The organism is Halolamina sp. (assembly GCF_036626355.1).
Lineage (GTDB): Archaea > Halobacteriota > Halobacteria > Halobacteriales > Haloferacaceae > Halolamina.
This window is the reverse complement of the sequence record NZ_JAZKRY010000080.1, coordinates 1-12,327: the sequence shown is the minus strand read 5'-3', so window position 1 is coordinate 12,327 and position 12,327 is coordinate 1. Positions and strand designations below refer to the sequence as shown.

At 65.9% G+C, this 12,327-nt stretch carries 9 protein-coding genes and 1 tRNA gene; 4 read left to right on the top strand and 6 right to left on the bottom strand.

All coding sequences use genetic code 11. From position 1 onward, the window contains the following. Positions 1–113 precede the first annotated feature (113 nt). Positions 114–4,457, bottom strand: a complete 4,344-nt coding sequence (locus V5A38_RS12050; protein WP_332326009.1) for an LAGLIDADG family homing endonuclease — start codon at positions 4,455–4,457, stop codon at positions 114–116. 435 nt (positions 4,458–4,892) lie between these two features. On the opposite strand from V5A38_RS12050, the gene V5A38_RS12045 reads away from it, so the two are divergent. After that, positions 4,893–5,861: a nucleoside hydrolase gene (locus tag V5A38_RS12045; protein WP_332326008.1), complete on the top strand. Its 969-nt coding sequence runs from the start codon at positions 4,893–4,895 to the stop codon at positions 5,859–5,861. Positions 5,862–5,942: 81 nt separating this feature from the next. Beyond that, entirely contained in the window at positions 5,943–6,149 is a 207-nt protein-coding gene (locus tag V5A38_RS12040; RefSeq protein ID WP_332326007.1) for a hypothetical protein, read from the top strand. Between the two features lie 25 nt (positions 6,150–6,174). On the opposite strand, the gene trpG is transcribed toward V5A38_RS12040, so the two are convergent. Genes trpG through trpD form a run of 4 tightly spaced genes read right to left on the bottom strand, consistent with a single transcriptional unit; the run spans position 6,175 to position 10,284 of the window. Continuing rightward, positions 6,175–6,891, bottom strand: a complete 717-nt coding sequence (gene trpG, locus V5A38_RS12035; RefSeq protein ID WP_332326006.1) for an anthranilate synthase component II — start codon at positions 6,889–6,891, stop codon at positions 6,175–6,177. Beyond that, complete coding sequence (gene trpE / locus V5A38_RS12030) at positions 6,888–8,573, bottom strand: anthranilate synthase component I (protein WP_332326005.1); 1,686 nt, start codon at positions 8,571–8,573, stop codon at positions 6,888–6,890. The genes trpG and trpE overlap by 4 nt, the downstream gene beginning before the upstream one ends. A gap of 2 nt (positions 8,574–8,575) precedes the next feature. Next, complete coding sequence (locus V5A38_RS12025; protein ID WP_332326004.1) at positions 8,576–9,250, bottom strand: phosphoribosylanthranilate isomerase; 675 nt, start codon at positions 9,248–9,250, stop codon at positions 8,576–8,578. Then, the gene (gene trpD, locus V5A38_RS12020; RefSeq protein WP_332326003.1) at positions 9,250–10,284 is read right to left on the bottom strand and encodes an anthranilate phosphoribosyltransferase; all 1,035 of its coding nucleotides are present in this window, start codon (positions 10,282–10,284) and stop codon (positions 9,250–9,252) included. Before trpD ends, V5A38_RS12025 begins: the two co-directional genes overlap by 1 nt. Before the next feature lie 163 nt (positions 10,285–10,447). Between trpD and V5A38_RS12015 the strand changes: the two genes are divergently transcribed. After that, a tRNA-Val gene (locus V5A38_RS12015) sits at positions 10,448–10,522 on the top strand. Between the two features lie 214 nt (positions 10,523–10,736). On the opposite strand, the gene V5A38_RS12010 is transcribed toward V5A38_RS12015, so the two are convergent. Next, positions 10,737–11,330, bottom strand: coding sequence for a DUF309 domain-containing protein (locus V5A38_RS12010; protein ID WP_332326002.1), 594 nt, complete (start codon positions 11,328–11,330; stop codon positions 10,737–10,739). Between the two features lie 192 nt (positions 11,331–11,522). On the opposite strand from V5A38_RS12010, the gene V5A38_RS12005 reads away from it, so the two are divergent. Further along, positions 11,523–11,840, top strand: coding sequence for a hypothetical protein (locus tag V5A38_RS12005; RefSeq protein WP_332326001.1), 318 nt, complete (start codon positions 11,523–11,525; stop codon positions 11,838–11,840). The last annotated feature ends 487 nt before the right edge of the window (positions 11,841–12,327 follow it).

The window sequence follows — 12,327 nt, the reverse complement described above, 5'->3', positions numbered from 1 at the left end:
GAAAGGGGAGGGGCTTTCACGGTGTTTCTGACGACTTCCCTGTGAGGAACCGCCCCGGTAGGAAACACGCCGAAAAGAACCGCGAAGAGAGAACGAACCGCTAACCGCTCAGTCTAACACTCGCTCCAGCCACAGGACTCGCAGGTCTTGCAGCCTTCGGAGTAGTAGAGGCTCATCGAGCCACATTCGGGGCACTCCGGACTCTCGCCCGAGGCGATGAGCTCACTGGTTGAGTCGTCTGCGGCCGCGCTCGGCCCCTCAGCAGCGCTCTCGACACCGATATCGGCCTGCATCGGCCCGCCCGGTGACTCCGTCGTCGCGCCGCCGTCGTCCGGCGCGTCTGCTCGGCCCGCGCCGCCGTCGTCCGGCGCGTCTGCTCGGCCCGCGCCGCCGTCGTCCGCTCGAGTCGCACCACCGTCGGTCGTCGCCTCGTCCTCCAGTTCGTCGATGGTCTGCTGCTGGGGGATGCCCTTGTCGATCTCGCCGTCGAGGTAGCGGCGCATCGCCGTGCCGATGGCGTCCGGGATGGACTGAATCTGCTCGCCCTTGTCCCAGGCGACCTTTGGGCTGCGGATGCCCTGGAGTTCGCTGGCGATCTCCTCCGGGTCGACACCCGAGCGCAGCGAGGTGGAGATGGTCTTGGCCAGTGCCTCGGTGAAGGAGGCGGTGAAGCCCCCGGAGTTCCCGATGTTGGCGAACAGCTCGAACGGATCGCCGGTGTCCGGGTCCTCGTTGATGTTGACGTAGAGCTTCCCGTAGCCGGTGTCGATGCGCTGTGTGACGCCGTGGAGCACGTCCGGCCGGGGACGCTTTTTGCCCAGCGGCGTGTCGTCGCCGTCGGCCGCAGCGAGCAGGCTCTTCACCTCCGCGTCCAGAGCCGCCTGGACGTCCTCGTTCTCGAGGAATCCGTCGAGCCCGCCGAAGATCTCGGTGATCCGGTCGACGAGCGCCTCGGCGGCCTCGTCCTCGTCGGCGAACTCCGTGTTGTCGGCGCGGGTGGTGAGCACCTGCTTCGAGCGGGTGCCGTCGCGGTAGTAGGTGACGCCCTTGCCGCCGTTGTCGTAGACGAACTCGAACGCCTCCTTGGCGTCCGCGAGACTGGCGTCGTTTGGCGCGTTGACCGTCTTCGAGATGGCGGAGTCGACGCCCTCCTGGGAGGCACACTGGATCTCTGCGTGCTGTTTCGCGCTCAGATCGCCCGTGACCACGAACAGTTCACCGATGGCGTCCGGCACCGTGGTGAGCCCCTCGACGCCGTCGAACTCGTTGGAGGCCATCTGCTCCTGGGCCTCCTTCTTGACGGCCTCGACGTCGATGTCGTTGGCCTCCAGCGCCCGCAGGAAGTAGTCGTCGAACTCGACGAGCATCTCGTCGCCCTGGACGTCGCCGGAGACGTTCTTGTAGTAGGCGACGTTGTAGATGGGCTCACAGCCACCCGTCGTGTTGCCGATCATCGACGTGGTGCCGGTGGGTGCGATCGTCGTCGTGTTGTGGTTGCGAATCGGGTAGCCCGCTTCCCACTCCGCCGCGTCCTCGCCGGTGTGGTGCTCGAACCAGTCGGGGTAGCGGGTCGGGTCGGCGTATTTCGAGTCCTCCCAGTCGGCGAACGGGCCGCGCTCCTGGGCCAGCTCGTGGCTGGCGTCCTTGGACTCGTGGTTGATATGGGTCATCAGCTGGCGGGCGACCTCGTTTGCGTCCTCCGTGCCGTAGCGCACGCCCAGCTGGATGTAGAGCTGTGCCAGCCCCATGACGCCGAGGCCGATCTTCCGCATCTCACGGACCTTCTCCTCGATCTCGGGGACCGGGAAGTCCGACATCGTGACGACGTTCTCGAGGAACCGGGTGCCGTACTCGATGCGGTGGTCGAAGCGCTCCCAGTCCATCGCCTCGTCGAGGAACGCCGAGACGGCGGCCTCGTGGCTGTCGTACTCGTCCGCGTGCTCGGCGGACCAGCGGCGCCAGTCCGGCGCGTCGAGGTCCGCAAGCGTCGAGAGGTTGATGTGCCCGAGGTTGCAGGCCTCGTACTCCTCCAACGGCTGTTCCCCGCAGTTGTGAACCACCAGGCCGTTGGCGACAAAGGAGTTCGTGTCGGGCTCAGTCAGGTCGTAGACCGTCTCGTGGCCGTCGACGGTGACGGATTCGACCGTCGCTTCGAACCGCTCGGCGTACGGGCCGCGGTCGTAGCTGTCGAGCCGGTCGTCGAGTGTCTCGTTCTTGGAGTCGAGGAGGAACCCGATCTGCTCACGGAACCGCGCGAGGTTGTCCTTCGCGATAACGAGATCGTGGTCGGCCTGCCGTTCGTACGTCGCCGTCCCGCCGTTCCCGTCCGGCATCTCCTGCTGGCCGGCTTCGTGACGTTGCTCGTAAATCTTGCTGGCGATGCCGAAGTTGAGCAGGAGCCGCTGGACGTCCTCGAGCAGGTCGGTGCTGACGCTCGTGAGCCGGACCGAGTTACCCTTCTCGGTCTTGCCCTGCACACCGCCATCGGCGGTGAACAGCGCCTGCAGGAAGCCACGTGCCATCTCCTCGCTGCCGCGCATGACCGCGTCGGGCACCTGAAGCTTCGCCTCGGTCAGCCCAGCCTGTTCAGCGTACTCGTAGAGACGGGTTGACCGGACACGTTGTTCGACCGCGCCCGCGCCGCGGTAGTCGTCGTCGCGGCTGATCTCGCTCACGCCGACATCGTAGTTGGCGTTGCCGGTCGGCTCGCGGACGACCTGGTTCACGTCGGCGGCGAACGCTTCGGCGATCTCGTTGTCCTCGTCGTAGAAGTTCAGCACCGCACGCTCCTCGCCGTCCTTGAGGTGACCGTCGCCGACGAGCCAACCGAGAGTGCGGCCTTCGGCGGCGGAGCCGTGCTGACCGAACGAGCCCTTCCGGTTCTGGATATGAACCGTGTCGCCAGCGTCCAGTTCGGCGGCTTCGACCCAGCCCTCGTCCGTCATCACGCGGTGGTCGGCGGTCAGACGCAGGCTGTATCCCTCCTCGGTCGTGAGTTCGTAGACGTCCTTCTCACCGGTCGCGTAGACGCTGCTGGCCTCCTTGAGCGGTTCCTCGCTCAGGCGGCCGTCGACGACGACGTCCTGTGCGGTTCCCTGCCCGTAGAGTTCCTCGGCGGGCACGAGCCCGTTCTCGGTGGAGATGAGTGTGTCTCCGGTGACACAGGGATTTGTTGCAAGAATTCGATGTTCTGGATTTTCTTCGATATCGAACGAATGTTTCTTGTTGACGCGCTCGAGGTAGATGACCCCGGGCTCGCCGTTCTCGTGGGCGCCCTCGATGAGCTGCTCCCAGAGGATCTCCGCGGGCACCGAGAGCTCCTCGCCGACCTCGACGTGCTCGCCGAGCCCGAACATGTCGTAGAGCTCCTTCGTCTCCGGCGTGGTGATGTGAGGCTCGTCGGTTCGGGGGTTGGTGAACGTGAACTCCTCGCCGTTTTTCAGCGCCTCCATGAACCCGTCGGTGACGCCGACGGAGATGTTGAAGTTCGAGAGGTGGCCCTCGACGGCGTTACGCAGGTGCTCGGGCACGCGCCCCTCGTCGTCGATGAGCTCACGCGCCTCATCCAGCGCGTCCGCGAAGGAGTTGTGCGTGAAGTCGTCGGGGTCGTTGAGTCGCAGCGTGTTCGCCAGCGAGACGTCCTTGTTCTTGGCGTGGATGAACTGGATGACGTCGGGGTGGGAGACGCGCATCACGCCCATCTGGGCGCCGCGGCGGGCGCCGCCCTGGGCGATGGTCTCGCACATCTGGTCGAACGTCCGCATGAACGTGATGGGACCCGAGGCGATCCCGCCAGTCGAGCCCACGGCGTCACCGTACGGGCGGAGCTTCCAGAACGCATAGCCCATGCCGCCGCCGCTCTGGAACACCTCGGCGGCCTCCTTGGCCGTCTGGTGGATGTCCGTGATATCGTCCGCAGGGGAGTCGACGAAACAGGCAGAGAGCTGCTGCAGTTCGTCGCCGGCGTTCATCAGCGTCGGCGAGTTCGGCATGAACGAGAGATCGGTCATCAGCGTCTCGAACTCGGTGCGCACATCGTGGACGTGTGCGGCGATCTCGTCGTCGAGTTCGGGGACGATCGTGTCGTAGGCGAACTTGTTGACGTTGTGTTCCGAGAGCGTCGTCTCGGCATCATCCTCGGCGGTGGTACCGGCACCAAACACTTCCTCGGCCAGCTCGTTCCGGCGCGGGTGGTCGGGTTTGAGCTGGTTGGGGGTGACCGTCACCTCGGTGTCACGTCGCTCGGCCTCGTAGACGGCCTCAGCGAGGGCGACGTTCTTGGCGACGCGGGGGAACAGCTCCTCCTGGCTCTCGACAGGATTGCCGTCGGCGTCCTTCCGGAGATACCGGGCCGGGAGGATGTTGTTGTAGGCGTTACTGGTGAGGCGCTCCTCGACGGTCTCGCCGTCGGTGCGCTTGATGGGCAGCTCGACGTCGGTACCGGGCGCGGAGGTCACTGGACGGCCACCTCGGCCTGAGCGGTGCGCTGCGTGGGGAGTTCGTGGGTTCGTGTGGGGTCAGTTGCGTACATCTGTGACGGAGAAGTCCTCTCTTTTGGACCTCATTAACGGTTTTGTTTCGGATGGATTTGCAGTAGGACAAGTTGACTTGTCTTACTGGCTTGGCGTCGCTGAGCGTCTCAGTTGGAACCTGTGCGGCGCCAGCGGCGCGGCCTCCCGCGTAGCCGCCTGTAGGGAGAGCGCCCGTATAACCCTGACCGAACCGGAGTGAAAGTAAAACTGGAGGAGACGGAATCCGGTTCCGTGGGCCGGTTTCGGAGGGGAAACGAAGGGGTGTTCGGCTCGTGATCGGCCCCGTAAACGTGTCCGTGCGAGGCCGGGAGACGGCCGAACCACGCAGGTTTTAGGGTGCCGCTCGCCCACCGAGGAACGATGTCAGATTCGCGCCGAATCATCCTCGATACCGACACCGCCGGCGACGATACACAGGCGATTCTCCTCGCAGCACTCTCACCACGTATCCACCTCGAGTCGCTCACCGTCGTCGCGGGCAACGTCGCGTTTGACGACGAGGTGGCCAACGCCAAGCACACCCTCGGCCTGGCGGGCGTCGCCGACGAGGTGCCCGTTTACGAGGGCGCCCGGAGCCCACTCGTCAAAGACCACGAGACCGTCGAGCACGTCCACGGGAAAGGGGGCCTCGGCGGCAACGTCTTCCCCGACCCCGATATTCCGTCCGCCGAGGGCCATGCCGCGACCCACATCGTCGAGGCCGCCCGCGAGTCGCCAGGTGAACTCTCGCTGGTCTGTATCGGGCCGCTGACCAACGTCGCGCTGGCCTGCCGGCTGGAGCCGGAGCTGAACGAGCTACTGGACGAGGTGTGGGTGATGGGCGGCGCGGTCAACACCATCGGCAACGACACGCCATCGGCGGAGTACAACTTCTGGGTCGATCCGGACGCCGCGAAGGTCGTCGTCGACGAACTCGACGCGACCCTCGTCGACTGGGGGGTCTGCCAACGCCAGGGAACACTCGAAGGGCCGCAGTTGGAAGCCATCGGCGCCGCGGCCGAAGAGTCCCGTCTCGCGAAGTTTTTCATCAGTGTCTCGGAGCGCGTCCGGGAGTTCACGCGGGAGAAACACGGGGTCGACGCTACCACCCAGCCCGACTCGTTGACAGTCGCGCTGTTCGCCTACCGCGATCTCGTAGAGCGCTCGACCGCGCACTACGTCGACGTGGACGAGCGCGAGGGGATGACCCGCGGCCACAGCCTCGTCGACGAACTGTCGGTCCTCGACGAGTCGCCGACGACGGAGGTGGTCAAGGAGATCGACGAGGCGGGGTTCGAACGGCTGTTCATGGATACGGTGCTCCACGGCGACCCCGAGCACTCGCAGTGAGCGAGGGTCCGACGGGGCGAGATTCGCTCGTCCCGGCTACCGGCCCACAACGTTATGCGCCCGGCAGGTGCACAGGCCTGTATGTCGATAGTCCGCCCCGTACTCGTGTCGGCGCTGTTGCAGGGGCCGCCCCTTCCGGCTGGGCCGCTGGGCCAGGCGCTAATCGCAATCATCGCCATCGCCGTCGTCATCCTCGTCGGCCGTATCGTGCTCAGTATCGCGTGGAGACTGGTACTCATCGCGTCGGTGGTCATCGGCGCCCTCTGGCTGCTGAGCATCGTCCTCTGACAGCGAACAGCGCCGCGCGCAGACGCTACTCCAGCGCCGCACGCAGGAAGTTACCGACCACGTCGTGACCCACTGCCGTCAGCACCGACTCGGGGTGGAACTGCACGCAGCTGATCGGGTACTCGCGATGGCGAACGCCCATCACCAGCTCCGCAGTGTCGCCCTCGTCCGTCTCCGCCGCAGTCGTCGCCGTCACCGCGAAGCTGTCCGGCACCGCTGTCGCGATGAGTGAGTGGTAGCGGCCGGCCTGGAACCCCTGGTCGAGGCCCTCGTAGACCCCGTCACCGTCGTGGTCGATGGGGAACGCCTTCCCGTGGATGGGCTGGGGCGCATGGCCAACCTCGCCGCCGTACTCGTACACTGCGGCTTCGAGCCCGAGACAGACGCCGAGCGTGGGTACATCGGGGCTGAGCTCTCGGAGCACGTCTCTCGTCACGCCGACGTCGCGGTCGTTTTTGGGGTGACCCGGGCCGGGGCTCAGCACGATCGCGTCGGGATCGACCGCCTGGACCTCGTCGAGCGAGGCGGTGTTTTTCAGCACCTCGACGCCGGCTTCCGGTGCACCCTCACCGACGTACTCCACGAGGTTGTACGTGAACGAGTCGAAGTTGTCGACGAACAGCACCGTTGGCGCGTCGTCACCCGACACAGCAGCGCCGTCGGCGACGACGTCCTGGTCAACGCCGTCCTGCACGGCCCCGTCCTCGGCACCGCCGTCCTGTGCAGTTCTCGTGTCGCTCATCGCTCGACCACCTCCTCCTGCAGTTCCGCGTCCTCCACAGCCGTCTCGGTTGCGTCGGCCTCACCGTCCGCCTCGATACGCTCGACAGCGTCCAGCACGCCACGCATCTTCTGTTCGGTCTCCTCGTACTCGCTCGCGGGCGTGCTGTCGGCGACGATGCCCGCACCGGCACGAACGCTGATGCGGTCCTGATCGCCGTGTTCCACCGTCGCGGTCCGGATGACGATGGCCGTATCCATGTCGCCGGTCCAGGAGAAGTAGCCGACACCGCCGCCGTAGACGCCGCGAGGGGAGACCTCCAGTTCGTCCAGGAGCTCCATCGCCCGGACTTTCGGCGCACCTGTCAGTGTGCCGGCCGGGAACGCCGCGCGGGTGGCATCGAAGCCGTCGAACTCGGGGGCGAGTCGACCGGTGACGGTCGACTCGATATGCTGGACGTGGCTGTATTTGAGCACGTTCATGAACTCCTCGACCCGGACCGAGCCCTGGCGGGAGACCCGGCGGACGTCGTTGCGCGCGAGGTCCACCAGCATGGTGTGCTCGGCGCGCTCCTTGTCGTCGGCGAGCATCTCGCCGGCCAGTCGACGGTCCTCGACGGGGCTCGCGCCGCGGGCGCAGGTGCCAGCGATGGGATTGGAGACGACCCGCTCGCCGGTGACCGAGACCAGCGTCTCCGGGCTGGCGCCGACGACCGAGCGGTCGCCGAACGAGAGCAGATACATGTACGGCGACGGGTTGACCTCGCGGAGCGACTCGTAGAGTCCGAGCGTATCGAGCTCGCCGACGAGGTTGCGGCTGCGGGAGACCACACCCTGATACACATCGCCATCGAGGACGTGCTCCTGCATCTCGTCGACCGCGTTTTCGTACTCGTCGCGGGGACCCGCTTCCGAGTCCGCTCTGACGAATCCACCCGGTTCGGGAGACGTCGCGGCGTCGAGTTGGGCGGCGACATTCTCGGCCTCCGAAACCAGCCGGTCGTAGCAGTCGCCCGCGTCGTCCTCGGCGCCGAGCACGGGTGTGAAAACGAGTTCGACTGAGCCTTCCCGGTCGTCGAACGCGAGCGTCCGGGTGGTGAGAACGAACTGTGCATCAGGCACGACCGGGTCGGGGCGCTCGACGCCCACCTCCTCGAGCCAGAGGTCGTAAACGGCGTCGTAGGCGAGGAAGCCGACAAGGCCGCCATCGAGGCGCTGACGCTCGCCGCGGTCGAAGCCGACCCGCTCCACGTCCGGAAGCGCGAGCCGCAGGCGGTCGAGCGTATCCGGGTCATCGATGACGAGTCCGGTCTCGTCGCCGGCCGGTCCGTCCAGTCCGTCGAGAAACGTGGCAGCGTCGCTGAAACGCTCGACGTCCGTGCGGTCCGGGTAGATCGAGATGAGCGCCTCGGGGTCGTAGCCGACGAAGGAGAACCGGGCGTGGCGGTCGGCGCCGGTGCTGGCGTCGTCGGGGCCGGTTGCGCTCTCCCCGGTAGCGGTGAACGCCCCCGCCGGATCGCTGGAGGGGACTTTTTCGGCGCTCTCGAGGAGGAACGTGTGGTCGCTCCGGTCGTCGAGGGCCGCGTAGGCCGAGAGCGGCTCCGTGTCCACGTCGAGCGTCGCGGTGACGCGGGCAACAGCGGGCCGCTCGACGCCGTCGAGGAGGTCGCAGAACGACTCGCGGGAGCGGTCGAAACTGCGCACGATCAATGCTCCCCGCTGGCTGCTGGCTCGGGATACTGGAGCTTGCGTCCAGCGGTTTCGATGAACGCCCGGATGGCCCTATCGTCTTTGGCCCCGTCGCCGCCGGGGATTTCGACGCCGCTGGCCACATCGACGGCCGTCGGCGCGACCGTCTCGATCGCCTCGGCGACGTTGGCAGGCGTCAATCCGCCCGCGAGCACGATAGGCGTCGAGAGTTCGGTGACGAGGTCCCGTGTCGCCTCCCAGTCGTGTGTCTCGCCGCTGCCGCCGGCGCCCGCCTCCGTGAGCGAATCGACCAGTAGGGCGTCGGCGATTCCCTCGAGTTCGCGGGCCCGTTCGGTCTCGCCCGCGTCGATAGCGACGAAGACGTCGACGTTCGTTCGCTCGCCGAGCTCCGAGACCGCCTCGGGAGTGAAACCAGCGTGAATCTGAATCGCATCGGGGTGAATCTGCTCGACCAGCGCGACGGCGTCGTCGACGGTGTCGGGCATGGTCACCGCGACGGTGGTGACGAACGGCGGGGCGCTCTCTGCCAGCGCGGCGGCCCACGCTGGGTCGACCTCACGGGGCGTGTCGACGGAGACGTCGGTGATGAACCCCACGGCGTCAGCGCCGGCGGCCGCGGCTACGCGCATGTCCCGTTCGCGGCCGAGGCCACAGATTTTCACGCGGGCCATCAGTCGTCTCCGACCGTCTCTTCGGGGGGGAGCTCGTCCCCGGTAGCGACCAGCGTCGCCAGCTTCTCACTCGCGGCCCCGCTGTCGATGGCCTCGGCGGCCCGTTCGACACCGTCCTCGATGGAGTCGGCGAGGCCCGCCACATAGATGGCTGCGCCGGCATTTGCGAGGATGATCTGCCGCTTCGGGCCGGTGCGCTCGCCTTCGACGATGGCGCGGAGGTCGGCCGCGTTCGCCTCGGGCGAGCCGCCGGCGATCTCTTCGACCGGCGCGCGTTCGAGCCCGATGTCCTCGGGCGTGATGACGTACTCGTCGACCACGTCGCCGTCGACCTCCGCGACCGTCGTGGGGCCGTGGAGCGCGACCTCGTCCATGCCGTCGCCGTGGACGACCAGCGCGCGGTCGACGGGCATGTGGGTCAGCGCCTTGGCGATGGTCGGGACGAGTTCGTTGCTGTAGACGCCGAGCACCTGCGCGTCGGCGCCAGCGGGGTTGGTCAGCGGGCCGAGCACGTTGAAGATGGTGCGGATCTCCAGCTCCCGGCGCGGGCCGATGACGGCCTTCATCGCGGGGTGGAACGCGGGCGCGTGCATGTAGCCGATGTCTTCGTCCTCGATGAGTTCCTTGACAGCGTTTGGGTCGGGGTCGAGGTCGGCGCCGAGCGTCTCAAGCACGTCCGAACTCCCGGACGAGGAGGAAACGGAGTAGTTGCCGTGCTTGGCGACGGGCACGCCCGCCGCGGAGGCGACGATTGCGCTGGTCGTCGAGACGTTGATCGTGTTGTAGTCGTCGCCGCCGGTGCCGCAGGTGTCGACCAGCGGGTCGCGGGCCGGGTCGATGGTGAGCGCGGCGTCGCGCATCCCCTGGGCGAAGCCGGCGATTTCGGCTTCGGTCTCTCCTTTCGCCCGGAGCGCCGCCAGTAGCGCCCCGATCTGTGCGTCGGTCGCGTCCTCGAACACCAGCGTCGCGGCCTCGCGGGCCTCCTCGACGCTGAGGTCCTCGCCGTCGGTCACGCGTTGGATGAGTTCCTGCATGGATTGGGCACGGATGTACGAATCCGTCTTATAGTGTACAAGCCTGTACATTGACTTAAGCCTGCCGTGGGAGAGAGGCACATAGTGGACCGCCGGAAGGGACCGTGTTTCGAAAGGTTCAATTGTCGCGCCGGGGTAGAGTGGTTTGAAAGCGACACCGACCGGGTTGGTAGTCTAGTCCGGTTATGACACCTCCTTGACATGGAGGAGGCCGGCGGTTCAAATCCGCCCCAACCCACTTTCTTTTAAGTAACCTAACCCCGCTTGATCAGGCTCGTGTTTCTCGTAATGGCGCTTCTACCGTGTCCTCGACAGCGACGAGCCAGGTTGGAAAATGACTATCGATGGTGTGCTCGTTGGCGATACCGAGTCGGTCCTCTATGCGCTAGAGGACGACAGCCGGTTGATCGCACGGAACGTCTCGGTATCCGACGAGCTTTGGAGAATCAACTTCAGGACGACTCACACCGTCGCTGTACCCCCTGTTCGAGACGCTTGTAGACGATGGCACGCTGGTCGTCGGTTCGGAGGAAATCCAACACGAGTGTGACGAGGAGGCTGTTCGTCTTGCCGTTCGCAAGATCCTGGCGTGCGTACGCCGCAGCCTGTTCGAGGAGCGACTCGTCGTATCCGTACTCCGCAGCGAGCACTCCCGCGGCGACCGCGGCCGCGTCGAATCGCAAGTCGTCGTACCTCAGTGCCTCGCCGTCGATGGTCAGCGCCGGCGGTCGAGCCCGTTCGATCCGCTCCGGGTCGGCCTCGAGGTCCGCGAGATACGACCGCGTCGTTCGGACGTTCACACCCCGATAGTCACCGGGAAGCTCTCGGAGGTACTCCCGTCCGCTATTGGCCAGACCGACCGCACCCAGCCAGTTCCGCTTTCGAGCGTGAAAGACCGCCGCCGTGAACTGGATGAGCCCATGAAGCAACCGCTCGTCGTCGGTCCCCGACTCCAAATCCAGCCACTGGTCTTCCCAGGCGTCGTGTGCGCCGTGGTACTCGCCCTCGTTGTAGACCGCGGCACCAGCCCGCAGGTGGGCGTCCATGCCTGTACGTCCGAGCGCCGACAGAAAACAGCTACTCCGGAAGCATCGTCTGACGTATCGTCGACCAATCAGATGCGTCCGGAACTGAATCCGGAACGTCTCTTCCGGTCTCCGTCGTTCGATTTCGGCCTTCCGGAACGCTCCGGAACCACCCGGCCGACACTCATGTCAGTGACGCTCCCAGCGTGATGTATGGCGATGGTAGATGGTCACGACACCAGTGCACGCACAGCCAAGTTCGACGGTGAGCCTGCGGGACACGGCGACAGTGGAGGCGGCGTTCCAGCAACCGTGTACGGGGATGTCAGCGCCGACGCGAACAACGGACTGCTCGTGATAATCGCGAGTGGCGAACACGGCCGATGGAGTTTCAACATCGCCCTCCAACGCGGAAACGTCGAAATCACGAGGCCCTACGACGAGGGGATGCGCATCGACGTCGACGAGCTGCCGACCTGGATGGCGCCCGTTCGTCGCGAGATCGAGGCCCTCGTCTTGGGGGAGCGATGATGCAAGGGAAACTGCCCGAGGACTGGTCGCGACCCCAGCGGTGGCGGTATCGCTGCCCACGCGGCCACGCGCACATCCACCCGAGCGACAGTCGCGAGAGCGCGTACTGTACGCCCTGTAACCGGAGCTACAGTGTGGAGCAGATTCGTGATTTGACGACTGAAACGGATCAGCCGCCAACGGTGTAGGGATGGTTGTGGGACCGTCGTCGGCATTATTGTAGATATTCATTTTGCGGACATAGCTGATGGACTCGGCCGATCCCGGAGTGGGTTCGTCACTCATCATTCTCCTCGCGCGTGATTCGGTTAATGGTCCGTCTCAGAAGAGAGGTCCAGCATCCAGCGGAAGTGGGGCTGAACCCAGCCCAGTTCGTCCTGGTGGGCGTCAACTCAGGACGCGGCGTCCGAGAGGAGAAACAGGGTGAAGCTAAAGGCGTGTCCCGCTAGCCGGAATTGAGGAACCAATTTATTGTCTTTGCAGCAAT

Excerpts from the sequence above, each read along its gene's own strand:
- V5A38_RS12045 (WP_332326008.1), top strand. The coding sequence starts at position 4,893 with ATGTCAGATTCGCGCCGAATCATCCTCGATACCGACACCGCCGGCGAC.
- V5A38_RS12040 (WP_332326007.1), top strand. The coding sequence starts at position 5,943 with ATGTCGATAGTCCGCCCCGTACTCGTGTCGGCGCTGTTGCAGGGGCCG.
- trpG (WP_332326006.1), bottom strand. The coding sequence starts at position 6,891 with ATGAGCGACACGAGAACTGCACAGGACGGCGGTGCCGAGGACGGGGCC.
- V5A38_RS12025 (WP_332326004.1), bottom strand. The coding sequence starts at position 9,250 with ATGGCCCGCGTGAAAATCTGTGGCCTCGGCCGCGAACGGGACATGCGC.
- trpD (WP_332326003.1), bottom strand. The coding sequence starts at position 10,284 with ATGCAGGAACTCATCCAACGCGTGACCGACGGCGAGGACCTCAGCGTC.
- V5A38_RS12010 (WP_332326002.1), bottom strand. The coding sequence starts at position 11,330 with ATGGACGCCCACCTGCGGGCTGGTGCCGCGGTCTACAACGAGGGCGAG.
- V5A38_RS12005 (WP_332326001.1), top strand. The coding sequence starts at position 11,523 with ATGGCGATGGTAGATGGTCACGACACCAGTGCACGCACAGCCAAGTTC.